Source organism: Streptomyces sp. TAA486, assembly GCF_000426165.1.
The window spans coordinates 96709-120540 of record NZ_AUEV01000012.1; the positions used below are offsets into that span (position 1 = coordinate 96709).

28 protein-coding genes are annotated in these 23832 nt (G+C 70.4%); 14 read left to right on the top strand and 14 right to left on the bottom strand.

Features of this window, described 5'->3' with window-relative positions; all coding sequences use genetic code 11:
- Positions 1–69: 69 nt before the first annotated feature.
- The 4 genes from I004_RS34315 to I004_RS0116485 all read left to right on the top strand — a co-directional run bounded on the left by I004_RS34315 (position 70) and on the right by I004_RS0116485 (position 4468).
- Positions 70–912 (top strand): SDR family NAD(P)-dependent oxidoreductase, encoded by an 843-nt coding sequence (locus I004_RS34315; protein ID WP_051345095.1) that lies wholly within the window; start codon positions 70–72, stop codon positions 910–912.
- 2 nt (positions 913–914) lie between these two features.
- The gene (locus tag I004_RS0116475; RefSeq protein ID WP_486580073.1) at positions 915–2573 is read left to right on the top strand and encodes a class I adenylate-forming enzyme family protein; all 1659 of its coding nucleotides are present in this window, start codon (positions 915–917) and stop codon (positions 2571–2573) included.
- A gap of 154 nt (positions 2574–2727) precedes the next feature.
- Entirely contained in the window at positions 2728–3273 is a 546-nt protein-coding gene (locus tag I004_RS0116480; protein WP_051345126.1) for a TetR/AcrR family transcriptional regulator, read from the top strand.
- A gap of 202 nt (positions 3274–3475) precedes the next feature.
- The gene (locus tag I004_RS0116485; RefSeq protein WP_028436407.1) at positions 3476–4468 is read left to right on the top strand and encodes an NADPH:quinone oxidoreductase family protein; all 993 of its coding nucleotides are present in this window, start codon (positions 3476–3478) and stop codon (positions 4466–4468) included.
- Between the two features lie 384 nt (positions 4469–4852).
- On the opposite strand, the gene I004_RS34320 is transcribed toward I004_RS0116485, so the two are convergent.
- A complete protein-coding gene (locus tag I004_RS34320) occupies positions 4853–5878 on the bottom strand; it encodes a phosphotransferase family protein (protein WP_486580045.1) in 1026 nt (341 codons plus the stop codon).
- A gap of 124 nt (positions 5879–6002) precedes the next feature.
- Entirely contained in the window at positions 6003–6212 is a 210-nt protein-coding gene (locus I004_RS0116495; protein WP_028436408.1) for a hypothetical protein, read from the bottom strand.
- Between the two features lie 277 nt (positions 6213–6489).
- Between I004_RS0116495 and I004_RS40355 the strand changes: the two genes are divergently transcribed.
- Positions 6490–6618, top strand: coding sequence for a hypothetical protein (locus I004_RS40355; protein ID WP_486580046.1), 129 nt, complete (start codon positions 6490–6492; stop codon positions 6616–6618).
- An 82-nt stretch (positions 6619–6700) separates the two neighbouring features.
- Here I004_RS40355 and I004_RS0116505 read toward each other — a convergent pair whose 3' ends face one another.
- From I004_RS0116505 to I004_RS0116530, 6 genes are all read right to left on the bottom strand, one after another.
- Positions 6701–7924, bottom strand: a complete 1224-nt coding sequence (locus I004_RS0116505; RefSeq protein ID WP_028436409.1) for an acyl-CoA dehydrogenase family protein — start codon at positions 7922–7924, stop codon at positions 6701–6703.
- A gap of 5 nt (positions 7925–7929) precedes the next feature.
- Positions 7930–8952, bottom strand: coding sequence for a phosphotransferase family protein (locus I004_RS0116510; protein ID WP_028436410.1), 1023 nt, complete (start codon positions 8950–8952; stop codon positions 7930–7932).
- 360 nt (positions 8953–9312) lie between these two features.
- Positions 9313–9507 carry a hypothetical protein gene (locus I004_RS0116515; protein WP_028436411.1) on the bottom strand — a complete coding sequence of 65 codons (195 nt, stop codon included), beginning with the start codon at positions 9505–9507 and terminating at the stop codon, positions 9313–9315.
- 125 nt (positions 9508–9632) lie between these two features.
- Positions 9633–10106, bottom strand: a complete 474-nt coding sequence (locus tag I004_RS0116520; protein WP_037976618.1) for a gluconokinase — start codon at positions 10104–10106, stop codon at positions 9633–9635.
- A gap of 86 nt (positions 10107–10192) precedes the next feature.
- Complete coding sequence (locus I004_RS0116525) at positions 10193–10528, bottom strand: DUF202 domain-containing protein (RefSeq protein ID WP_028436413.1); 336 nt, start codon at positions 10526–10528, stop codon at positions 10193–10195.
- Positions 10525–10920: a DUF202 domain-containing protein gene (locus I004_RS0116530; protein ID WP_037976523.1), complete on the bottom strand. Its 396-nt coding sequence runs from the start codon at positions 10918–10920 to the stop codon at positions 10525–10527. Before I004_RS0116530 ends, I004_RS0116525 begins: the two co-directional genes overlap by 4 nt.
- A gap of 140 nt (positions 10921–11060) precedes the next feature.
- Between I004_RS0116530 and I004_RS34325 the strand changes: the two genes are divergently transcribed.
- Complete coding sequence (locus I004_RS34325; protein WP_051345096.1) at positions 11061–11738, top strand: hypothetical protein; 678 nt, start codon at positions 11061–11063, stop codon at positions 11736–11738.
- A gap of 46 nt (positions 11739–11784) precedes the next feature.
- On the opposite strand, the gene I004_RS34330 is transcribed toward I004_RS34325, so the two are convergent.
- Both I004_RS34330 and I004_RS0116545 read right to left on the bottom strand, forming a co-directional pair.
- Positions 11785–12309 (bottom strand): hypothetical protein, encoded by a 525-nt coding sequence (locus I004_RS34330; protein WP_051345097.1) that lies wholly within the window; start codon positions 12307–12309, stop codon positions 11785–11787.
- 191 nt (positions 12310–12500) lie between these two features.
- Positions 12501–13040, bottom strand: a complete 540-nt coding sequence (locus tag I004_RS0116545) for an NUDIX domain-containing protein (protein ID WP_028436415.1) — start codon at positions 13038–13040, stop codon at positions 12501–12503.
- 344 nt (positions 13041–13384) lie between these two features.
- Between I004_RS0116545 and I004_RS0116550 the strand changes: the two genes are divergently transcribed.
- Positions 13385–15040 (top strand): FAD-binding dehydrogenase, encoded by a 1656-nt coding sequence (locus tag I004_RS0116550; RefSeq protein ID WP_028436416.1) that lies wholly within the window; start codon positions 13385–13387, stop codon positions 15038–15040.
- A 46-nt stretch (positions 15041–15086) separates the two neighbouring features.
- On the opposite strand, the gene I004_RS0116555 is transcribed toward I004_RS0116550, so the two are convergent.
- Complete coding sequence (locus I004_RS0116555) at positions 15087–15875, bottom strand: NAD(P)-dependent oxidoreductase (RefSeq protein WP_028436417.1); 789 nt, start codon at positions 15873–15875, stop codon at positions 15087–15089.
- A 76-nt stretch (positions 15876–15951) separates the two neighbouring features.
- Between I004_RS0116555 and I004_RS0116560 the strand changes: the two genes are divergently transcribed.
- The 7 genes from I004_RS0116560 (at position 15952) to I004_RS0116590 (ending at position 22250) form a co-directional block, all read left to right on the top strand.
- Positions 15952–16623 (top strand): GntR family transcriptional regulator, encoded by a 672-nt coding sequence (locus I004_RS0116560; protein ID WP_199779405.1) that lies wholly within the window; start codon positions 15952–15954, stop codon positions 16621–16623.
- 400 nt (positions 16624–17023) lie between these two features.
- Positions 17024–17989, top strand: a complete 966-nt coding sequence (locus I004_RS34335; protein WP_037976525.1) for a DUF6282 family protein — start codon at positions 17024–17026, stop codon at positions 17987–17989.
- The gene (locus I004_RS0116570; protein ID WP_037976528.1) at positions 17986–18717 is read left to right on the top strand and encodes a PIG-L deacetylase family protein; all 732 of its coding nucleotides are present in this window, start codon (positions 17986–17988) and stop codon (positions 18715–18717) included. Before I004_RS34335 ends, I004_RS0116570 begins: the two co-directional genes overlap by 4 nt.
- Positions 18714–19370 carry a 4-carboxy-4-hydroxy-2-oxoadipate aldolase/oxaloacetate decarboxylase gene (locus I004_RS34340; RefSeq protein ID WP_037976530.1) on the top strand — a complete coding sequence of 219 codons (657 nt, stop codon included), beginning with the start codon at positions 18714–18716 and terminating at the stop codon, positions 19368–19370. The genes I004_RS0116570 and I004_RS34340 overlap by 4 nt, the downstream gene beginning before the upstream one ends.
- Positions 19367–20131 (top strand): ABC transporter ATP-binding protein, encoded by a 765-nt coding sequence (locus I004_RS0116580; protein WP_028436420.1) that lies wholly within the window; start codon positions 19367–19369, stop codon positions 20129–20131. The genes I004_RS34340 and I004_RS0116580 overlap by 4 nt, the downstream gene beginning before the upstream one ends.
- Positions 20128–21063, top strand: coding sequence for an ABC transporter permease (locus I004_RS0116585; RefSeq protein WP_078511307.1), 936 nt, complete (start codon positions 20128–20130; stop codon positions 21061–21063). The genes I004_RS0116580 and I004_RS0116585 overlap by 4 nt, the downstream gene beginning before the upstream one ends.
- 161 nt (positions 21064–21224) lie before the next feature.
- Positions 21225–22250 carry an ABC transporter substrate-binding protein gene (locus I004_RS0116590; RefSeq protein WP_028436422.1) on the top strand — a complete coding sequence of 342 codons (1026 nt, stop codon included), beginning with the start codon at positions 21225–21227 and terminating at the stop codon, positions 22248–22250.
- Positions 22251–22340: 90 nt separating this feature from the next.
- Here the strand turns inward: I004_RS0116590 and cutA are convergent, their stop codons facing one another.
- The 3 genes from cutA to I004_RS0116605 form a co-directional block, all read right to left on the bottom strand.
- Complete coding sequence (cutA, locus tag I004_RS0116595; RefSeq protein ID WP_028436423.1) at positions 22341–22667, bottom strand: divalent-cation tolerance protein CutA; 327 nt, start codon at positions 22665–22667, stop codon at positions 22341–22343.
- A gap of 74 nt (positions 22668–22741) precedes the next feature.
- Entirely contained in the window at positions 22742–22984 is a 243-nt protein-coding gene (locus I004_RS0116600; protein WP_028436424.1) for a DUF397 domain-containing protein, read from the bottom strand.
- An 8-nt stretch (positions 22985–22992) separates the two neighbouring features.
- Positions 22993–23832, bottom strand: coding sequence for a Scr1 family TA system antitoxin-like transcriptional regulator (locus I004_RS0116605; protein ID WP_028436425.1), 840 nt, complete (start codon positions 23830–23832; stop codon positions 22993–22995).

Here is a 23832-nt window from a genome sequence, read left to right on the forward strand (position 1 = left end):
CCGGCATACCGACTGGTTAGTCTGCCGCCGCGGGGAGAGCCGCCGAGAGTGTGAAGGGGAGTTGCGGGGATGGAGTCTTTGCGCGACAGCACAGTGGTCGTCACCGGCGGGGGCGGCGGAATCGGGGCGGCACTGGCCCGCCGGTTCGCCGCGGAGGGAGCCCGCGTAGCGGTCAACGATCTCGACGCCGCCAAGGCAGGGGCGGTCGCGGAGGAGATCGGCGGCGTCGCCGTTCCCGGTGACGCGTCCACGATCGTGCCGGTCGCCCGCGAAGCGCTCGGCGGCACCATCGACACCTTCTGCGCCAACGCGGGCGTTGCGACCCGCGGTGGCCAGGAGGCGGGCGAGGAGCTGTGGGAGCACGCCTGGGACGTCAATGTGATGGCACACGTGCGGGCCGCGCGTGAGCTGGTGCCCGGCTGGCTGGAGCAGGGCCGGGGCCGGTTCGTTGCGACCGTCTCGGCGGCGGGTCTGCTCACCATGCTCGGCTCGGCCCCCTACAGCGTGACCAAGCACGCCGCGCTCGCCTTCGCCGAGTGGCTGTCGGTCACCTACAGGCACCGCGGCATCGATGTGCACGCCGTGTGCCCGCAGGGCGTGCGCACCGACATGCTGGCGGGCACGGGCGCCGCGGGCGACCTGGTGCTCGCGGAGACCGCCATCGAGCCGGAGGCCGTTGCCGACTCCCTCTTCGAGGCGATGCAGGCGGGGCACTTCCTCGTACTGCCGCACCCCGAGACCGCGGGCTTCTACGAGGCCCGGGCCGGACACCCCGACCACTGGCTGGGCGGCATGAACAAGATGCAGCGCAAGCTCGAGGAACTCCTCGACAAAGAGGCACAGGAGGCGCAGCCGGCCGGGGGAGCGGCGGGATCCAACGGCGCCGAGGGCTCGCAGGGGGCGGCACGTTGACGGTGACCTACGAGGACAAGCCGTGGCTGAAGCAGCTCAACGAGGTTCAGCGTGCCCCGGTGCAGCCGCCGGAGACGATGCTGCACGCCTTCCGCGACGCGGCGGGCGCCGTCCCCGATCGCGCCGCCCTCGCCTACTTCGACGGACGCGTCAGCTACCGCGAGGCCGACGAGCTCTCCGACGGCATAGCCGCGCACCTCGCGGCACGCGGCTTCGAGCGCGGTGACCGCCTGGCGTTGATGCTGCAGAACAGCCCGCACTTCGTGCTCGCGCTGCTGGGCGCGTGGAAGGCCGGAGCGGTGGTGGTGCCGGTCAACCCCATGTACAAGGCGGGCGAGGTCGCGCACGTACTCCACGACGCCGAGGTGACGGCGCTGGTGTGCGACGAGAGGGCATGGGAGCCGTATCTGCGGGCGACGGCCGCCGACTCGCCCGTACGCATCGCGCTGACCGCCTGCGAACTCGACCTGCAGTCACGGGACGATCCCCGTGTGCTGGGCTTCGAGCGCGCGGCGCCCGCCGAGGACGCCGAGGACCTGCTCACCGTCGCGCGCTCCGGCGGTGCGGCCCCGTCGGGACGCGAACTGACGGGCTCCGACATCGCGCTCATCAGCTACACCTCGGGAACGAGTGGCGCTCCCAAGGGCGCGATGAACACCCACGCCAACATCGCCTACAACGCCGAGCGTCAGCACACGGGTCTCCAACTGCCCGACGCTTCCTGCATCTTCGTCCTGGCGCCGCTCTTCCACATCACCGGCATGGTCTGCGAACTCTCGGCCTGCCTGGCGGGCCGGGGCACCCTCGCCCTCGCCCACCGGTTCGAAGCGGGTGTCGTGCTGGACGCGTTCCTGGAGCACCGGCCGGCCTTCACCGTCGGCCCGTCCACCGCCTACATGGCACTGGCGGCCCACCCGCAGGCCACGCGGGAGCACTTCTCCTCGTTCCGGGTGCTCTCCTCGGGCGGCGCTCCGCTGCCGCCCGCGCTCGTGGAGAAGCTCGGCGCGGCCTTCGGCCCGTACCTGCGCAACGGCTACGGGCTCACCGAGTGCACCGCGCCCTGCGCCTCCGTGCCGCCGGGCCGTGAGGCGCCCGTCGACCCGGCCTCCGGCACGCTCGCGGTGGGCGTACCCGGGCCGGACACGGTGGTGAGCATCGTCGACGACGAAGGCAGGCCCGTACCGCTGGGCGAGCAGGGCGAGATAGCCGTCCGCGGACCCCAGGTGGTGCCGGGCTACTGGCGCAGGCCCGAGGAGTCGGCCGCAGCGATACCCGACGGCGAACTGCGCACCGGAGACATCGGATTCATGGACGCCGACGGCTGGCTCTACGTCGTCGACCGCAAGAAGGACATGATCAACGCCTCCGGGTTCAAGGTCTGGCCGCGGGAGGTGGAGGACGTCCTCTACGGTCATGCCGCCGTGCGGGAGGCCGCGGTCGTCGGCGTCAGCGACGAATACCGCGGCGAATCGGTGAAGGCGTACGTGAGCCTGCGCCCGGGGACTCCGGCCGGGCCCGAGGAACTGATCGACCACTGCAAGGAACGGCTGGCGGCGTACAAGTACCCGCGGGAGATCGAGATCCTGGCCGACCTGCCCAAGACGACCAGTGGGAAGATCCTGAGGCGGGAACTGCGTTCCCGCGGTGACAGCGGCAAATGAGACAGCGGCGGCGGTCGTCGCGGTGTTCGCGGTGAGCGGGCGCACGAGGAAAGGCAGGTGAGGGCGCATGGCCACACCTAGAACGGCGCCCCGCACCGGCGCCCACAAGAGCGGTCAGGCCGGCACGGCCGCCGCCCCCGTACCGCAGCGCCTGATGGCCGCCGCGACGCGTCTGTTCTCCGAGCGCGGCTACGACCGCACGTCCGTCCAGGAGATAGTCGAAGCGGCAGGGGTGACGAAGGGCGCCCTCTACCACTACTTCGGCTCCAAGGACGATCTGCTGCACGAGATCTACGGGCGGCTGCTCCGACTCCAGCAGGACCGTCTGGACGCCTATGCCGACGCGGAGCAGCCCGTACAGGACCGTCTGCGCAGGGCCGCCGCCGACGTCGTCGTGACCACCATCGACAACCTCGACGACGCGCGGATCTTCTTCCGCTCCATGCACCAGCTCAGCCCCGAGAAGCAGAAGCAGGTGCGCGCGGAGCGGCGGCGCTACCACGAACGCTTCCGCGACCTGGTCGCGGAGGGCCAGCGCGACGGTGTCTTCAACGCGGCGACGCCGCCGGACCTGGTCGTGGACTACCACTTCGGTTCGGTCCATCACCTGAGCGCCTGGTACCGGCCCGACGGGCGGCTCGCTCCGCAGGAGGTCGCGGACCATCTCGCTGACCTGCTGCTGCGGGCGCTGCGGCCATAGGACGTACGTCCGCGGGCACAGACACGGGCACACGGACACACGGACACCGGCACAGGCAACGGGCCCGCCGCCCCCATGCACCGGCACGCGGCCGGGCAGGCACACGCATACGGGCTCTCGCACGGCGAGCGGCGCCACGGGCGGCGGGCGCCGGGCGACAACACGAGCGAAAAGCAGCAACTACGTTCCGGAGGTAGCACCGGTGAAGGCATGGCGCGTCCACATGAACGGCGAGCCGCGTGAGGTGATGCGGCTGGAGGACATCCCCGACCCCGAACCCGGCGCGGGCGAAGTGCTCGTACGGGTGCGTGCCGCCGGCGTCAACTTCCCCGACGCGCTCCTGTGCCGGGGTGAATACCAGGTCAAGCCGCCGTTCCCGTTCACTCCCGGCGTGGAGCTGTGCGGCGAGGTCCTCGCGGTCGGGGAGGGCACCCCGGAGGGCGACGCACCCGAGGTGGGATCGCGCGTGATAGCCCAGCCGGCGCTCCCCATGGGCGGTTTCGCGCAGAGCACGCTGGTCAGCGCGGCGAGTGTCCGCAAGGCGCCCGAGGCACTGGACGACGCGGAGGCGGCGGCGCTCCACATCGGCTACCAGACCGGCTGGTTCGGCCTGCACCGCAGGGCCCGGCTGCAGCCCGGCGAGACGCTGCTCGTGCACGCGGCGGCGGGCGGCGTCGGGAGCGCGGCAGTACAGCTCGGCAAGGCGGCCGGGGCGCGCGTGATCGGCGTGGTGGGCGGCAAGGCCAAGGCCGAGGCGGCGCGCGAACTGGGCTGTGACGTGGTCGTCGACCGCCGCGAGGACGACATCGTGGCGTCGGTGAAGGAAGCCACGGGCGGCCGCGGCGCGGACGTCGTCTACGACCCGGTCGGGGGCGACGCCTACGCCAAGTCGGTCAAGTGCATCGCCTTCGAGGGCCGCATCGTCGTCGTCGGGTTCGCGAGCGGGGCGGTGCCGACGCCCGGCCTCAACCACTCGCTGATCAAGAACTATTCGATCCTCGGCCTGCACTGGGGTCTCTACAACACCAAGGACCCGGCCGCCGTCCAGGCCTGTCACGAGGAGCTGACCGCGCTCGCCGCGGACGGCGCGGTCAAGCCGCTCATCAGCGAACGTGTTCCGCTGGAGGAGGGCGCGAGCGCGGTGCAGCGCGTCTTCGACGGCATCACGACGGGGCGTGTGGTCATCCAGCCCTGAGCGGTGCGGACTTGGGAGGCGGGTGCGCCGGAGCCGTGGAGGTGCACCCGCCGGACCCGTGGTGTCAGACGGTCGCCACCGGATGCTTCCGCCTGAGGGCACTGACGCCTCGCCGGCGGCTCCCGCCGGTGGCCAGGTACCCGTGAACCATCTGCGGAGGCGGACGGGTTCAACTCGTATGCAAGAAAGGCCAGTTCACCGGAAAGGGCATTGGCGCCCGGCAATCCCCGTCGCCGCGGCACGCCCCGGCACCATGCACCCACCCGAGGGGAACCAGCCGAGACGGTGTCCTCCAGCACCCACGGCGGATCGTCCTCGCGCACGTGGGCCGCTCTCAGCAGCGCACTGCCCATTGCCGAACGGCTTGCCGTGCCGCGTTCCATGTCATCCACCGCCGCCTTCATGCCTCCCAGGTGGTGCGGCCGCCGGCCATCCCCAAGCGGCGTGCCCCGACAGCGAGTTCGTCCTGCGGCGCGCTGACAGCCAGCGCAGGCAGGCCAGTCCGAGCCGCGTCATCATGCGCACCAGATGCGGGTCCGCCCCCGGGTCCGCCGTGCAGGACGACGCCAGAAGGAAACCCGCCTGCGCCGAGATGAGCACGTCGACGGCTTCGGGCTCGATGCCGCTCAGCAACGGAGTGCGCGCGGCGAACGGTTCGGGATCGATGCCGCTGAGGGCCACGCTGCTCAGCAGCATTACGAGGTCCGCGTGAGCCGGGCCCACCCAGGCGTGCGGCCAGTCCACGAAGACGACACGTTCGCCGGTGAGCAGAACGTTGAACGGGTACAGGTCCCCGTGCGTGAGCGTCCCTCCCGCGGTGGCTTCGTCGAGGTGCGCCTCCAGCGTCAGGTGCAGACCGAGGTCCCGTGCGGTTCCGGGAGCGAGGTCCGCGAGCCTCGTCATTGCCCGGCCGTCACCGGCCAGACGTGCCCAGCCGCCCAATCGCGGTGCGCCGGGAGCTACTTCGAGCCGCGGCGCCGGTGTCAGCCGTTCCGCGAGTCCGGTCATGGCGTCGACCACCCGCTCCAAGTCGGCCTCGCGCCACGGCTGTGCGGGAAGCGCCCCGTCGACGTGCTCGAAGACCAGGGCCACCCACCCACCGTCGTCGAACGAACCGAGCAGCCGAGGCGCCGGCGTTCCGGGCGGCAACGCGCCCGCCGTCGCGATCTCGCGCCGGTGGAATGCCCCCACCGCGGGTGCTGCTGCCGCGTTGACGGCCTTGGCGAATGCTCTGCGGCCGTCGGCCGACTCCAGCCGGGCGGCGAGTCCTTCGGAGAAGCCGCCCGGCAGGCTCGTGACCACGGCCGCCTTCCTTCCGAAGAGGTCCTCGATCCCGGATCTCACGGACTGCGGCAGGCCGCCCCACGGCAGCCGTTTGCTGCCCGTCTGTGCGGGCGGCGATTCACACACCACGCATTCCTTTCGCGGGGGAGGGGCGTTTCACGTGCGAGGGGGCGGTCCGGAGCGGGCCCGGGCGCGATAATGCGGTCACGCTGATCCGGGGGAGTCCTCTTCCCCCGGATCAGCGCTCGCCTCAGGCCGAGGCCAGGCTGAACCGCTGGTTCTCGGGATCGATCTCGAGGATGCGGACCGAGACGCGGGTGCCTACGGGCCAGGACTCCTGATACGCGAGACCGGTGACCCCTTCGGATTCGACGAACGAACCGAACGGCACTTCAGCGGTGACCACGCCTTCGATGACGTCACCTGCCTGGTGACGGGCGAGGAATTCCTGCCAGCTCATGAATTCACCTCCTTCCGCTACGAGTGGCTGTGCGCACTTCTCGTAACGGGGGCGGGCCTCTCGCCCGCGCGGTGATCAAACGCCGGCCGGGTATCCGTTCTGTGTGCGGCCCACGGCCGACCCGGCAGTCATGTGAATGATCCTAGCGGACAGGGAACTTGAGGAGGAATACGAGACCGGCCATTACCCCGCGGGCAATCGATCCCTGGGCCGTTCCCCGGAAGAATCCGGTCCATCGCGTCGAGCGACGCCGGTATCTCCAGGACGGAGACTTCTCGTGCCCCGTAGCCAGGGACATGCCCGCTCGGGCGAACTGCTCGGATTCCCGCCCGATGTCCGCGTGCTCCTCGTCAACTGCGACGACCTCGGGCGGGAGGTGTGGCGCCGCGCCGTCTCGTCCCCGTGAGCACCCTGGGACGGACGCGGCGCGCCCGGTCCCGCCCTCCCCGCCGTTGGCCGGGAAGCGGGACCGAGGCATCGGCGCGCGGCTACTCGGCGGCGGCGTGCCGCTTCAACTCTCGCTTGGCGAGGGAGCGTTGGTGTACCTCGTCCGGTCCGTCGGCGAGCTGGAGCGTACGGGCGGCCGCCCACAGCTCCGCCAGGGGGAAGTCCTGGCTGACTCCGCCGGCGCCGTGCAGCTGCACCGCCCGGTCGAGGATGTCGACGACGGCACGCGGCGTGGCGATCTTGATGGCCTGGATCTCCGTGTGCGCGCCCTTGTTGCCCACGGTGTCCATCAGCCACGCCGTCTTGAGCACCAGCAGGCGCAGCTGCTCGATCTGCACGCGCGCGTCGGCGATCCACTCCCGCACCTGCCCCTGCTCGGCGAGCTGCCGCCCAAAAGCCGAACGCCCCTGCGCCCGGCGGCACATGAGCTCGACAGCCCGCTCCGCCATCCCGATCAGGCGCATGCAGTGGTGGATGCGGCCGGGGCCGAGTCGGGCCTGGGCGATGGCGAATCCGCCGCCCTCCTCGCCGACGAGGTTGCTCCTGGGCACCCGGGCATTGTCGAAGACGATCTCGGCGTGGCCGCCGTGGTAGTGGTCCTCGTAGCCGTAGACCTGCATGGCGCGGCGCACTTCGAGCCCCGGGGCGTCCCGCGGGACCAGCACCATCGACTGCTGGCGGCGGATGTCGGGGGCGTCCGGGTCGGTCTTGCCCATGACGATGAAGATCTTGCAGTCGGGGTTCATCGCACCGGAGATGAACCACTTGCGGCCCGTGATGACGTAGTCGTCGCCGTCCCGCCTGATGCGGGTCTCGATGTTCGTCGCGTCGGACGAGGCGACGTCCGGCTCGGTCATCGCGAAGCCCGAGCGGATCTCGCCGCTCAGCAGCGGTTCCAGCCAGGTCCTGCGCTGCTCCGCGTTGCCGAACTCCGTGAGCACCTCCATGTTCCCGGTGTCCGGGGCGGCGCAGTTGACGGCCGTCGGCGCCAGCCGGGGGCTGCGTCCGAGGATCTCGGCGAGGGGCGCGTACTGCAGGTTCGTCAGCCCCGCCCCATAGGTGCGGTCGGGAAGGAACAGGTTCCACAGGCCGTGCTTGCGCGCCGTCCTCTTCAGTTCCTCCACGACGGGGGGCGTGTCCCAGGGCGAGTCCTGCGCGTAGCGCTGCTCGTCGGCGACTGCCTCGGCCGGATAGACGTGCTCGTCCATGAAGCTCTGCAGCTTCCTGCGCAGTTCCTCCGTACGGGCGTCGTATGCGAAGTCCACTGACTTCATCCCTTCCGCAGCGTGGTGAGTCCGTTGTCGATGAAGACCGGGACGAGGCCGCCTATCCGGTCGAAGCCGGGCCCCACTGTCTGGCCCAACGTGTAGCGGTAGTGGATGCCCTCGAGGATCACCGCGAGCTTGAACCAGGCGAAGGCCGTGTACCAGTTGATGCGGGAGACGTCCCGGCCCGAACCGTCGGCGTACCGCTCGATCAGCTCCTGGGGGGAGGGATGCCCCGGGGCCTCGGCCGTCGAACTGACCGGCGCGTCGGGGACGTTCAGCGGCTCGCTGTACATCACCAGTAGACCCAGGTCGGTCAGCGGATCGCCCAGGGTGGACATCTCCCAGTCGAGCACGGCGGCGATCCGGTCGTCCTCGCCCGCCAGCACGTTGTCGAGCCTGAAGTCCCCGTGCACGACGGAGGCTTGGGGGGACTCGGGCAGCTGCTGCCCGAGCGACGCGTGCAGTTCGTCGATCCCCTGCAGCTCCCGGCTGCGCGAGGCGTCGAGTTGCTTGCCCCAGCGGCGCAACTGCCGCTCCAGGAAACCCTCCGGGCGCCCGAAGTCGGCGAGCCCCACCTCCGCCGGGTCCACGGAGTGCAGCGCGACGAGCGTGTCGGGCAGCGCCAGCCCCAGCTCGCGGGTGCGCTCCGGGCCGAGCGCGGCCAGTTGATCGGCCGTGCGGTACGGAGTGCCCTCGACCTCCTCCATGACGTAGAACGGTGAGCCGATCACGTCCTCGTCCTCGCACAGCAGCACCGTCCCGGGCACCGGCACGTCCGTGCTCCGAAGGGCAGTGATCACGCGGTATTCGCGCGCCATGTCGTGTGCCGTGGCCAGCACATGCCCCAAGGGAGGGCGCCGCACGACCCAGCGGCTGACGCCGTCGGTCACGCGGTACGTGAGGTTCGACCGGCCGCCCTGGATCACCTCGGCCTCCAGCGGCCCCCGCACCAGGCCCGGCCGCTCCCGGTCCAGATACGCGGCGAGCCGCTCCGGATCGAGGCCGGGCGGATTCTCCTTGCTCATGCGTGAGCGCTCCTTTGCGTGAGTGGGGCGGGGGACAGGGAGTGGGCGACAGAGGATCGGAGGTCGGGGGAGGCGCGGAGCGGGCTGACGGACGATCGTGGGAAGGCGGTTGGCACGATCATGCCGACTAGTCGGTATGGCGTCTAGGGGTGCAGGGCCGCGGACCCCGCTCAACGGCCCGCATGTGACGAGACACACCCGCGAAGCGGCAAAGGACCCGTCGGGCGCGGCACCGGAGCGGGTGGCGGCTCAGGCGTGGCACGCGACCGGCCTGCCGCCGTTCATCTGCTCCATGTCGGCCCACACGGAGGGGATGTCGAGCGGTTCTCCCGGCGGGCATCCGTCCAGTTCGGCGCGCGCTCACAACGGTGGCGGTGCGGGTGCGCCGGTCGCCGCAAGTGCCGTGCGCAGCACTTTGGTCCGGCGTTCCGTGGCGGCGCACCAGCCGCCGTCCGGCTGGATGTAGGCGTGCACGCCCTCGGCGATCTTCTCCGTGAACGGCTCACCCGGCGCCGGCGCGCTGCCGCCCGCCTCCGCCGCTGACGCAGACGTCATGCGCTGCTCTCTCCCTCGTTTCTCGCCGCCCGCCGAACTCGCCCGCCGACGGAGGGGCCGCCCGGTCGGGCCGGTGGCTCCGGCGCCACAACGCCCAAAGCTTCTCAGTGTGTTCGGCGCCGCGGCTACGGCGCGAGCGCGGCGAGTGCTCTTTCCGCGACGTCCTGGGGGCTCCCCCCGATGGCGATCGCCGCGCCCCGCTCGTCCGCCTCCAGCGGCTCCAGCGTCGCGAACTGCGAGCGAAGCAGCGCGCGCGGCATGAAGTGACCCTTGCGGCTGCCCAGCCGCTCCGCGATCAGTTCCTCCGAGCCGTCCAGATGCAGGAAGAACATCGGCACGCCGCTCGCGCGCAGCCGGTCGCGGTAACGGCGGCGCAGCGCCGAGCAGCTGACGACGCCGCCGGATTCCGCGTGCTCCGAGAGCCAGCCGGCGATGGCGTCGAGCCAGGGACGCCGGTCCTCGTCGTCCAGCGGCGTGCCGGCGGACATCTTCCGTATGTTCGCGGGCGGATGGAAGGAGTCGGCCTCCGCGTACGACACCCCGAGCCGGTCCGCCAGCAGTTCGCCCACGGTGGACTTGCCGGACCCGGACACCCCCATCACCACGACCAGGGGCGCCTGTCGGCCGTCGGCCGCCCCGCGTCCGCCGGCATCCTCCGGGCGCTCTGCGCGCCCGCTTTCCTCGTTCACCACAGCAGCACCACTCCAACCGTCACCATGGCCAGTGTGCACAGCGCCGCCGCCCGTACGGTCGCGGGCCCCATGCCCGATGGCCGGTCCGCCTCCATGGCTCTGATGCGCCGGTGGGCCAGCACCAGGAACAGCAGCCACGCCAGCACGCCGAACGCGGCGGCCGCCGCCTCGGTGGCCGAGACCCCGCCGCCCCCGTACACCGCCTCCCGCACGCCGAGTGCGACGGCGACGGCGAACGTGAGGGTGGTGCGGCGCCATGCGAAGCGCGTGCGTTCCGGCTGGGCCGCGGGGTCGCCGGTGCGCGCGTTCGGCCCGCCGCCTCCGTTCACCTGCCGCGCCCCAGCACCACGGCGACGAGCACCAGAACGGCGGCCACCGCGGTCGCCGTCGCCAGCAGCACCGGGAAGCGGGAGACCGGAAGGTCCTCGCCGAGCCGCATCGCCCGCTCGCAGCGCATCCAGTGGCTGACGGCGCGGAACGCGCACAGCGCCCCGCACGCCAGGACCGCCACCGAGATCGCCGTACGTACGCCCCAGCTCAGCCCCGTGAGGAACTGATCGACTGCGATGCCGCCCGCGACGAGTGCCAGCGCGGTGCGGATCCAGGCGAGGAAGGTGCGCTCGTTGGCGAGGGAGAAGCGGTAGTCGGGTGTGCTGCCCTCAGCCCGCAGGCGCTGAGGTGCGAACCACAGGCGGAGTGTCGCCATGAGCCGGTCGATCATGCGGACGAGCCTACGGGCACTCGCTCCGGGGGCCATTACGCCCGATGCCGCATACTGGACTTTCCGCTCTTCACGACCCGGGGGGCGGACCGCGTACGGGGGCGGGCGGCACCCCGTGATGTCTCAGGGGGAGCAGACACGTGACAGCACCGGTAGCAGCACCGGGCCAGGGGAACCGCCTGCGGCACATCGACGGCACGGCCCCCGCACGCTGGGTCGAGGAGAGCGCCAAGGACCTCTCGCCGGCCATCCCGACGCCGCTGCCTGCGGGATTCGAGGCGTACGCACGGGTGTTGCACCCCGCCGAGGCGGCCGGGGGCGGCTTTGTGACCTGGAGCGACCTCGCCGCGAGGGCAGGAGTCGAGCTGCGGGCAGCGACGGGGTTCGCCGAGATCGCCGGGGCCGTCGACGCCGAGCCCCGTCAAGGGTCGTTCCCCGCCGAGCTGCTGCCGGTTCTCTGCGACGTGCTCGCCTTCCACACCAGCGATCCGGAGCACTGCGTCATGGGGCTCTGGGACGGCTGGGGCTGGATCGAGTGCGGCGACGAGGTGCCGCGTGCGGACCTGGGAAGCCGCGCGTATCTGCTCTATGAGGGCCCCGTCGAGGCGGCGGCCGACATGGGGGAGCGCGGCGACGGGTTCTTCTTCCCGCAGTCACCGAATCTGTGGTGGCCGGGGGACCGGGCATGGTGCGTGGCGACCGACGTCGATCTGGACTCGTCCTTCGTCGGCGGGTCCGCCCGTCTGATCGGGGATCTGACGGGCGGACCGCGCCTCGAGGCGATGGCGGTCGGAGTGCCGGAGGCCGGCCGCGAGTGAGCCCTCGCGGTGGCGTCAGCGTCCGCCTCGCGTCACTGTCGGGATGTCACTTCTTCTTGCAGGCCCGGATCACGACGCTCGAACTCTGGTGGCTGACGTTCTTGGTGCGCGGCGTGTAGTTGGGCGGGAAGATCACGGTGCCGTTGGCGGCGCCCGTGTACGTCTGCTTCTTCACGCACCGGCGTGCGGCGTTCTGGCTCACGTAGTTCTTGCCGGTCGAGCTCTTGACGGCGCTCTTCTTGTAGAGGCTCCCGTTCTTGTAGAGGCCGACCTGGACGGAGAGCCTCGAGACCTTCTTCGAGCACTTGATGTCGGCGGTGACGTTGACGCGGTGCTTGTTCTCGGCGTGGGCGTGGTGGGAGTAGTGCGGCGTGTGCGTCGTGATCTTGCAGGTGATGACGTCGCTGCTCCTGGAGTCACGGGCCTTGAAAACGGACGTGGTCGTGTCGCCGGAGCCGGAACCGGCAGGGAGTGAAGAGGTGGACGCGGCCCCGGCCGAACCGGCCCCGGTGGTCGCGATGAGCAGGGCCGCGAACCCGCCCGCGGCGGCAGTGCGAAGAGCTGTGTTCATGAACTTCCCCCTGGTCGATGAGATCTGTGACCCCCGTGGGCCTCAGCGGATCTCACATTGCCGCAGGAAAAGGGGCAAAGCATCCGTATAAGTACTCAGCGCCACATGAGTGTCCGCACCCGGTGCGCCATCCGGGAGTGGTTCTTCCGTAGCCGTCCCCGCCGGCGTGGCGCCCGGCGCACACGTGCGGTTCAGCCACCGTTGCCCGGCCCGTGCCACGCACGCAGACGCCGGTGGCACTCGAGCCCGTCCGGCACGACCTGCCACTGCGGCAGCGTCAGCCGGCGTTCCAGTTCGTCCTCCGGGAGGAAGTCCCACCAGGCGATCTCCTCCTGCTGCGGCTGTACGGGCAGCTCGCACACCAACTCGTAGACCCGGAGGAACCAGGTGTGCTCCGGCGACTCGTACAGGAACGTGAAGCGGGGCTCGGGCGCGGGCAGATCCCGCACACCCAGCTCTTCCTCCGCCTCGCGCAGTGCGCAGTCGTCGTAGGACTCACCCGCCCCCACGACGCCGCCGACCACCACGTCGTACATCGACGGGAAGACCAGCTTCCGTGGTGTGCGGCGGTGCACGAAGATCCGGCCCAGCGGATCGCGCACCTGGACGGACGTGGCCCGGTGCCGCAGCCTCCGTGCCATCGCCTCGCCGCGCGGCGCCTGCCCCACGACGCGGTCTTCCTCGTCGACGATGTCGAGCAACTCGTCCGCCGAGAGGGCTCCTTCGGTCATCGGATCTGCCACCGAGTCTCCCATTGCTGAGCAGCGCGGATACCTGCGCAGGATGATGCCCGACATCCCGGAGCCGTGCTCGCGACGACCGGCGGGCGCCGGCGGACCCTGAGCAGGTCCGCCGGCGCCCGCCGGGCTCATGTCTTATCGGTCAGTTCGCAGCTGTCCTCAGACGCAGATCCCGTCCGGGGAGTCCTTGGGACACAAGTTGCCCCGGTCACGCCAGCCCGCAGAGGGACGGCACCTGACCGTGCGCCCCTGGGGTGCCGCGCGCGACCAAGGGGGCATACCCTCCCGTCACCAGATCGTCAGGGTGGACAACGGGCGCGGAACAGGTGGAACGCATGGCGTACGACGCCGATGTCATCGTGATCGGAGCAGGGCTCGCGGGGCTCGCGGCGACGGCGGAACTGGCCGACGCGGGACGCAAGGTGATCCTGCTGGACCAGGAGCCGGAGCAGTCACTCGGAGGGCAGGCCCACTGGTCCTTCGGAGGCCTCTTCTTCGTCGACTCCCCGGAACAGCGCCGCATGCGCATCCGTGACAGCCATGAGCTGGCCTGGCAGGACTGGCTCGGCACGGCGGGCTTCGACCGCGAGGAGGACCACTGGCCGAGGCGCTGGGCCGAGGCGTATGTCGACTTCGCGGCCGGTGAGAAGCGGTCGTGGCTGCGCGGCCAGGGCCTGAAGATCTTCCCCGTCGTCGGCTGGGCCGAGCGGGGCGGCTACGGCGCGACGGGACACGGCAACTCGGTTCCCCGCTTCCACATCACCTGGGGCACGGGCCCCGGCCTCGTCGAGCCCTTCGAGCGGAGGGTTCGGGCCGGCGTCGAACGCGGCAACGTCGAACTGCGCTTCCGACACCGGGTGACAGGCCTCTCCCGCAGCTCCGGCACGGTCGACACCGTCACCGGCGAAGTGCTGGAGCCCAGCGACGCCGAGCGGGGCACGGCGAGCAGCCGTGACGTGGCCGGCACGTTCGAGCTGCGTGCCCAAGCCGTCGTCGTCACCTCCGGCGGCATCGGCGGCAACCACGAACTCGTGCGCGCCAACTGGCCGCAGCGGCTGGGCACTCCGCCCGCCCGCATGCTCTCCGGCGTCCCCGCACACGTCGACGGCCTGATGCTCGGCATCACCGAGGAGGCGGGTGGCCGCATCATCAACCGCGACCGGATGTGGCACTACACCGAGGGCATCGAGAACTGGAGCCCCATCTGGAACATGCACGGCATCCGGATCCTGCCCGGACCCTCGTCACTGTGGCTCGACGCCACGGGAAAGCGGCTGCCCGTGCCGCTCTACCCGGGCTTCGACACGCTCGGCACGCTCGACCACATCATGCACACGGGCCACGACTACACCTGGTTCGTGCTCAGTCAGAAGATCATCGAGAAGGAGTTCACGCTCTCCGGCTCCGAGCAGAACCCGGACCTGACGGGACGGGACCTGCGGCTGCTGCTGGCGCGCGTCGGCTCCGGTGCGCCCGGCCCCGTACAGGCCTTCATGGACAACGGGGCCGACTTCGTCATCGAACGTGAACTCGGCGCTCTCGTACGGCGGATGAACGAGCTGACCGGCGAGAAGCTCATCGACGAGGCGGGGCTGAGGCGCGAGATCGAGGCCCGTGACCGGGAGATGACCAACCCGTTCACCAAGGACTCCCAGGTGACGGCGATCCACGGTGCGCGCAAGTACCTGGGCGACAAGCTGATCCGCGTCGCGACTCCGCACCGGCTCCTCGACCCGAAGGCCGGGCCGCTCATCGCGGTCCGGCTGAACATCCTCACGCGCAAGACGCTCGGCGGTCTGGAGACCGACCTGGACGCGCGGGTGCTGAGCAAGGGCGGTGAGCCGCTGCCCGGCGTGTACGCGGCAGGCGAGGCCGCCGGGTTCGGGGGTGGCGGCGTCCACGGATACCGCTCGCTGGAGGGCACGTTCCTCGGCGGCTGCATCTTCTCCGGGCGCACGGCGGGCAGGGCTGCGGCCAAGGCCGTGGGATAGCCGCTCACTTGATTCGCCGCCGGCCGCGGCCGGGACGGCGCTGCCGCTACTTCGCGGACAGCCGTGCCAGCAGGTCGCGGCTGGCGGTGGAGATTGCCGGGTCGATACCGAGTTCGCCGAGCATCTCCGTCGCGGCAGCCATCTCGGCCGTACGGCGCACCGCGTGACGGTGCGTGCCCTCGACCAGGCGCTCGACCGTCGAGGCGTCGGCCCGGGTGAGCTCGGCGGCGATGTTCTCGCGGAGCCACTCCTCGCAGCCCGCGGCGCGCCCCGCGGCGAGTGCTTCGACCACGGCGGCGGCCAGGCCCTTGAAGAACACGCTGCGCAGCAGCTTGCGTTCGGCGGCCGTGCCGGGCCCTCCCTCGACGAGGTCGACGAACGCCCCGAGGGGGCCCAGGAGTTCAGCGGTGTGTGCGGCGCCCGGTCCGCATGCCAGCATCGGTACGCGCAGTCCCCGGCCCGGAACCGGCGCCATGATCGCGACATCCGCGAACGTCACACCGTGGCCGTCCGCGGTGGCGGCGAGGGCCCGTTTCGCCCCGGGGGAGGCGGTGTTGAGGTCGGCCCAGACGCATCCGGGCGGCGCCGTGCGCATTCCGGCGCGGAGCGCGTCGTGTGCGGCCGAGGCGCTGTTGACGCTGAGGACCAGGTGCGCGTCCGTCGCCGCATCCGCTTCGCTGCCCGCCTCCCGTACGCCGTCGGGAACGGGCACCGGGGCGGGGTCGTAGCCACGTACGATCGCACCGGCCCGAGCCAGGTCGCGGGCGAGCGCGCTACCTGCCTCACCCAGGCCGAGGACGGCGACGACGGTTCGGGGGGTCGCGTCGGAGGACATGCCTGTACACTAAACTCGCACAATATTGTTGACAATATCGGTGTGCATCTGCGGACGGAGAGGAGCCGGAGCGGACGTGTCAGAGGACGGGGCGCGGAACGGGGCCCGAGTGCCCCTGGTGGAGGCCATCCGTGAAGCGATCATCCGCGGGGAGTTCGTACCGAACCAGCGGCTCGTCGAGGCCGATCTGTCCACGCAGTTCGAGGCCAGCCGGGCCAGCGTGCGGTCGGCGCTGCTGGAGCTGACCAATGAAGGGCTCGTCGAGCGCATACAGAACCGCGGAGCCCGCGTGCGTGCCGTCTCCCTGGACGAGGCCGTCGAGATCTCCGAGGTCCGGATGGTGCTGGAGGGGCTCTGCGCGGCCAAGGCCGCCACGGCCGTGACCGGCGAGGAGATCCGCGAACTGCGGTCGATCGGCAGCTCCATGCGGGAAGCGGTCGCCGACGGCGACCTGCTCGGCTACTCCTCCCTCAATCAGCAACTCCACCGCCGCGTACGGGAGATCGGCGGCCAGCAGACGGCGTCGCGGATGCTGGAGCGGCTGCGCGGGCAGAACGTGCGCCACCAGTTCCGGCTGGCCATGCACCCCGGGCGCCCCACGGTGTCCCTGCCGGAGCACCTCGCGATCATCGACGCCATCTGCACGCACGACGCGGAGGCCGCGGAAGCGGCGGCCCGTACCCATCTGCGCAGCGTCATCAAGGCGCTCAAGGAAGTCGACAGATCGGGAGCGGGGCCGGCTCACTGAACCCGCCGGGGATCGGCGCGCGCTCGGCGCCTTCGCGCTCACGGCGTCATCCCGCTGCCGGTGCGTCATGGCCCGCCGGTCGGCCGGGTGCCCGTCCGCGGTTGCCGATTCTCTGTAACTCGGTCGCCGGTCGCCGGTCGCGTCGCGGGTCGCCAGTCCGCGCCCGCCAGTTGTCGGTCAGGCCCCGCTCCCGGTTCGCCCCTTCCGGCTCTCTGCCTCGGCCTCCGTCCTTCCGCTTCGTCGGGCTCCGGCATTCCGCTCCGGCGCCGCACGGTCGTCCCGCCGCTCACCACCCGGCCCCTCGGCGGGGCATTACCTTCGACGCACCCCTTGACCCCTGTAGCCAAGATTGTTAACAATCTGAGCGGAGATTATGGCTGCAAAGGGTCGAAGGAGAGAGATGACGGAGCACCCCCAGCCGTCCGAGCGGGCGAGAGAGCTGGTGCGTGGCGCGTACGACGTGCACATCCACGTGGCGCCGGACGTGATGCGGCGCCGCATCGACGACGTGACCCTCGCCGAGCGCTTCGCCGCCGTCGGTCTCGCGGGCTTCGTGCTCAAGTCGCACTACGCGCCCACCGCCGAACGTGCCGCCGTCGTCCGCCGCGCCGAGCCCGGCGCCACCGCGCTCGGCGCGATCACGCTCAACGCGTCCGTCGGCGGCCTCAACCCGATCGCCGTGGAGATCGCCGGACGCGGTGGTGCGAAGTTCGTCTGGTTGCCCACCGTCGACAGCGCCAACCAGCGCCAGTGCCATGCCCGCGAGCCTGAAGGCGCCACACCTCCCATGTGGGCCAAGCTCCAGGACGACCTGCGCGCCGACGGCATGGCCGCCGACCCCGTCGACGTCCTCACACCCGACGGCGACGTCGTACCCGCAGCACGGCAGGTCTTCCGGCTGATCGCCCGCCACGACATGGTGCTCGCCACCGGCCACCTCCACGCCGACGAGATAGCCGCCGTCGTCGAGGCCGCCGCCGAGGAGGGCGTCGAGCGGATGGTCGTCACACATCCCGAGTTCACCTCGCAGCGCGTCGCCGTCGACCGCCAGCGTGAACTGGCCGCCCACGGGGCCCTGTTGGAGCGCTGCTTCACCACGCCATACACCGGCAAGGTCTCCTGGGAGACCTGGTTCCGGGCCATCAGGGAGGCCGGTCCCGAGAACTCGGTGATCTCCAGCGACCTCGGCCAGCCGTTCAACCCGCCCGTCGAGGACGGCCTCGCCATCTGTGTCGACCGGCTGCTGGAAGAAGGTCTCTCCGAGGCCGACGTCCGCATCATGACCGTTCACAACAGCCGCTGGCTCGTCGGCGCCGAGCCCCTCGATGGCGCTCCCTCCCGTCACCGGAAGGAGAGCCTCGTATGAGCGAGCAGCGTTCGAGCGAGCGGCGCATGCTGGTCGTCGGCGCGCACAGTGCCGACTTTGTCTGGCGCTCCGCCGGCACGGTCGCGGCGCACACGGCCGCCGGGGGCGAGGCTCTCGTCGTGGCCCTCACCTACGGGGAGCGCGGCGAGTCCGGAGTGCTGTGGAAGGAGGAGGGCCAGACCGAGGAGAACGTGAAGCGGATACGCCACGAGGAGGCGACCAAGGCCGCCGCCGCCGTCGGTGCCGGCTTCCGCGCGTTCGACCTCGGCGACTACCCGCTCCACGTCTCACAGGAGTCCGTGGGTGAACTCGCCGAACTGATGCGGGACTTCGCCCCCCACGTGGTGCTCACCCACCCGGAGAAGGATCCGTTCAACCCGGACCACCCGGTCGCACACGAGGCGGTGGCCCGTGCCCGGCTCCTCACTTCGGGAGCCGGCGTCGCCAGCGGATTCCGCACGGCACCCCCGTCGGAGTTCCTGGCCTTCGAACCGCACCAGCCCGAACTGTGCGGCTTCACACCGACCGTCTACGTGGACATCACGCCCGTATTCAACCGGAAGGCCGAGGCCATGAGTTGCATGGCTGCTCAGCAGTACCTCCAGGAGTACTACGCGCAACGCGCCGACCAGCGCGGCAACCACGCCCGCAAGGTCACCGGCAATCAGGACATCCGGCAGGCGGAGGCGTTCCACCGGCTGCTGCCCAACGTGGTGGGTGCCCTGTGAGCGCGGCGGTCACGGCCTCCGCCGTCGACGAGCTCGCCGCAGCGGGCGTGGCCACGGTCTACGAGGCGTACGGCCGCCGCGGGCTGCTCGACGTGGAGTGGGCGCCGCTGCAGCCGGGACGGAGTATCGCCGGGCCCGCCCGGATCGCCCGCTGCGGGCAGGGCGACAACCGTGCGGTGCACGAGGTGATGACGCATCTGCGCCCCGGTGAGGTCCTCGTCCTGACCATGCCCGAGCCGGAACCCGTCGCCCTCTTCGGCGACCTGCTCGCCACTCAGGCCGCGGCCTGCGGAGCGGCGGCGGTGCTCGTCGACGCGTCCGTGCGCGACAGCGCCGAACTGGCGCGGCTCGACTACGGGGTGTGGACCCGCTGGCGCCGCGCGCGCGGAGCCACCAAGAACGAACGCGGCAGCGTGAACGTGCCGGTGGAGATCGGAGGTACGACGGTCGCCCCCGGCGATGTGCTCGTACTCGACGACGACGGTGTCACCGCCGTCGAGGCCGCCGACGTCGGGTCGGCAATCGAGGCGGTCCGCGAACGCATCGCCAAGGAGGACGGGCTGCGCAGGCGCTGGGCGGCCGGCGAGTTCAGCTACGACGCGTACGGGATGCGGGAGTCCGATGAGAACACGTGCGAGGGGGCGGTGACATGACCGCGGTGCTCAGCGCAGAAGGGCTCACCAAGCAGTTCGCCAAGGACGACAGCGCGATCGTGGCCCTGCGCGACTTCGCCCTCACCGTCGAGGAAGGCAGCTTCGTCACCGTCCTCGGACGCAGCGGATGCGGCAAGTCCACGATGCTCAATCTCCTTGCCGGGCTGACTGAACCCTCCGAGGGTGTCGTGTCGCACCGGGGCGCGAAGCTGACCGGCCCGGACGTCGACATCGGGTACCTCACCCAGTCCGACACCCTCATGCCGTGGCGGGACGTGCAGCGCAACGTCGAAATGCCGCTGGAGATCCGCGGCGTACGAACGGACGAGCGGCGCAGGACCGCGGCCGAACTGCTCCGGCGCGTCGGCCTCGAAGGCTTCGAGAGGCACTATCCGCGCGAACTCTCCGGCGGCATGCGGCGCCGCGCGTCCCTGGCACGCATGCTCGCCGGGACTCCCAGCACGCTGCTGATGGACGAGCCGTTCGGAGCGCTCGACGCGCAGCTGCGCACCGAACTCCAGGAAGAACTCCTGAAGTTGTGGCACGGCAGCGGGCAGACGGTCGTGTTCGTCACGCACGACATCGAGGAGGCGCTGCTGCTGGGCGACCGGATCGTCGTGCTCGGCGGGCTCGGCCGCATTGTCGCCGACGAGAAGATCACCCTGGCCAGGCCCCGCTCCGTGGACGCGCTGCGCGTGGACCCGGAGTTCGTCAGGCTGCACACCGCGATGGCCGCCGCGCTGAAGGAGGGGTCGTCATGACCGAGCGGACCGTGACGCCGTCGCCCGAGAGCAAGTCCGAGGCAGCGCAGGCCGGGACGGCGGGGAAGGCCGCGACCGGTGACGCAACCACGCAGGGCACGGCGGGAAAGGGGGCCCCCTCCGGACCGGTGCGGATACCGGTCGAACGCACCTGGTGGCAGCGCAACGGGCGCACCGCGACCGTGTGGGGTGTCCGGCTGCTCCTCGTCGTCGTGCTGCTCGCCGGCTGGGAGGCGACCGCCGGAAGCCTCTTCGACATCACCTTCACGAGCAAGCCCAGCGCCATCGCGCAGCGTCTCGGTGAATGGTCGGGCGACGGCACGCTCTGGACGCACAGCTGGGTGACGATCCAGGAGATCATCTACGGTTTCGTACTCGGAGCGCTGGCCGGAGCGATCGCCGGATTCGTGCTGGCCTCCCTCCAGTTGGCGTACCGCGTGCTGGATCCGTTCATGATGGCGCTCTACTCGATCCCGAAGGTCGCGCTGGCGCCGCTGTTCATCGTGTGGTTCGGCATCGGGATGCACATGAAGGTGCTGCTCGCCGCGGCGACCGTCTTCTTCCTCGTGTTCCTCAACACCGCCGCGGGCGTACGGGAAGTGGACCGCGGGCTCATCGACGCCGTGCGGCTGATGGGCGGCAGCCGCCGGGACATCGCCTTCAAGGTCGTCCTGCCGGCGTCGATGACGGGTGTGCTCACCGGACTCAAGGTCGCCATCCCGTACGCGCTGATCGGCGCCGTCATCGGCGAGTTGGTGGCCTCCAACCAGGGTCTCGGCTACCTGATCAACGACGCGGCCGCGCAGTTCGACACCGCCGGCGTGTTCGCGACGCTCGTCGTACTGAGCGTCATAGCGGGGCTGTTGAACGTGCTCGTCGGACTCATCGACCGCCGCGTCAACCGGTGGAAACCCGTCGAGTCACAGGCCTGATGACCCCCCGTGGCGCGGTTCTTCGTTCGCCGGCCGCAGCCGCCCCCGCATCCGTCCTCTCTTCCGCCGTCCCCGATCCCGCCAAACCCCTTCCCCGTCATTCCCCGCCCTCTCCGTCCTCTCCGAACGGAGCTGGAACTCATGCGACTGGAGCTTGAACCATGGGCAAGCACATCGAGCGCCGCGCGCTGCTGAAGTCATTCGCAGCCGCCCCCGTACTTCTCTCCCCACTGGCCGCCGGATGCGCGGAGCACGGCTCCACCACCAAGGCCGGCACGCTCAACATCGGTCAGATCAGCAACTCCGTCGCCTTCTTCCCGCTCTTCGTGGCCGAGGAGAAGGGCTACTTCAAGGACGAGGGCATCAAGCTCGGCGACCGCCCGCGGCTCGGCACCGGTGCGAAGGTGGCCGCCGCGCTGAAGTCCGGCTCCATCGACCTGGGGGCCGGGGTGCTCACGGACGCCTTCAACCTCGCGGAGTCCTCGGAGCCCGGTGAGACGCGGGTCCTCTCCAGCCTCGTGACCGAGTACTACGTGGACATCGTCGTGGGGAAGTCCTTCTCCGGGCCGGGCGACAGGGCGAGCCTGGAGGAGCGTACTCAGGCGCTGGTGGGCAAGAAGATCGGCATCACCGGACCGGGCAGCGGCACCGAGGCCCTGGTGAGCTACCTCTTTGACGCAATCGGCAAGAAGGCGAAGACGGACGCGACTCTCGTCAACCTGGGAAGTGCGGCCACGTCGGCCATCGGCGCGCTCAAGTCGGGGCGCGTCGACGCGCTTTCCTTCTTCCAGCCGATCGGCCAGCAGGCCGAGGCCGACGGCTCGGGCCGGATTCTCATATCCCCGGCCAGGGGCGACGTGAAGGAGATGGCGGGCGCGCTGCACGGCGTCGTCTTCTCCACGCAGAAGCTGCTGAAGAAGAAGTCCAAGGAGGTCAAGGGCTTCCAGAGCGCGATCAAGCGCGCCCAGCAGGACGTGCAGGGCGACCCCGACAAGGTGCGGGAGCTCCTGGAGAAGTACCTCAAGGACTCCGACCCGAAGGCCCTCGACGCGCTGGTGCCGATCCTGCGCAGGGAGATGCCGCAGTCACCGGAGCTGAAGAAGGAGCCCTACGAGGTGGCGCGGCAGTTCCACGAGGACAGCGGACTGGTGAAGAAGACGCCGGAGTTCGGGAAGATCAAGGCGTAGGCGGCGGGCCGCGGTTCGCCGTCTGTTGCCCGCCATCGGGATGTACGGAGTCGGCGCCACCGTTCGGCGAACCCCGGTCGGCCCCGCGTGTCAGCCGGTCGTCTCGGTCCGCAGCCAGGCCAGATACTCGTCGCTTCCGGCGGTGATCGGGGTGGCGATGATCTCGGGCGTGTCGTACGAGTGCAGGGACTTGATGAGCGCTTCGAGCTCGTCGTAACGGGCCGACGTGCTCTTGAGGAGCACGCGCCATTCCGTGTCGATCTCGACCTTCTCCTGCCACTGGTACACGCTCTTGATCGGCCCGTCGACCTGTCCGCACGCGGCGAGCCGCCCCGCGACCGCGGATGCGGCAAGCACCTGAGCGCTCTCCTCGCTGTCCGTCGTGGTGAGCACGGCGAGGAACTCGGCCTCGGCCACGTTGTCTCCTCTCTCGGTTGGATCTGGAGGGCGACCGTACCGCGCGATGAAGCCGGTGCTTGCCGGGACTCCGGTCAGCGGGTGGCGTACGCGATGAACTCGGCCCAGGGCGTGTGGGAGAAGGTCAGCTGGGAGCCTTCAGCGTCCTTGGAGTCCCGAACGTGGACCGTGCCAGGGCAGTTGGCGACTTCGACGCAGTTGCCGCCCTCGCCGCTGCTGTGGCTGGACTTGTGCCATTCGAGGGCGACTTCCACGCATGCGCCGCCCTCGTTGTCGCTGTAGCTGCTCTTGAACCATGTCAGGGACGCGCCTGCCACGTCAGGGATCATGCTTCTCCCGCCAACTGCTCGATGAGGTGCAGGGATTCGTGAGGTGTAAGAGCCTGCGCGCGGATGATTCCATAGCGGGTATCCACCGTGCGGACCGCGTCACGCTTCGTGAACCAGACGTTGCGTCCCTGCGCTTCGGTGTACGCGAGCTTCTGCCCCTCTTGGGTCTCCAGAAGGATCAAGGGTCCTGCGACTCCTGGATGATCTGACCGCTGGGTCGGCATGACCTGAAGCTCCACATGCCGCATCCGTCCGAAGGCGATCAGCTGCCGTAGCTGTCCCCGCAATACGTCCTCACTGCCGAACGGTCGTTGCAACACCACCTCTTCGAGAACGAAGCTCAGCGTCGGCGGCGGCCATCGGTTGAAGATCTTCTGCCGGGCCAACCGCGCCGCCACGCGGTGTTCAACGGTCTCTTCGTCCAGGAGTGGGCGCCGCATTCGGTACAGAGCTCGCGCATACTCCTCTGTCTGGAGCAGGCCCGGCACGACCATGGTCGCGTACTCGTGCAGCTCGACCGCTTCGGTCTCCAGGCGCGCGAACTCACGGAAGAACGCCGGGTACCGGAGCCGCGCCCTGTCGATGTCCTCCTCGACCGCCTTGAGCAGCCCCCGGGCGTCCAGGATGCGTTCGGCCGCGTCGATGAACTGCGGCTTGGCCGCGCGGCGGCCGCGCTCGACGGAGGAGACCAGATCCATGCCGTAGCCCGCCTGTTTGCCGAACTCCGCCTGGGTCAGGCCCGCTTGTTCACGCAGGTGTTTGATCTGCTTGCCGAGGACCTTGTGTACGGGGTCCGGTGCGGCCTCGTCGGCTTCGAGATCTTCGATGTCGGTCAT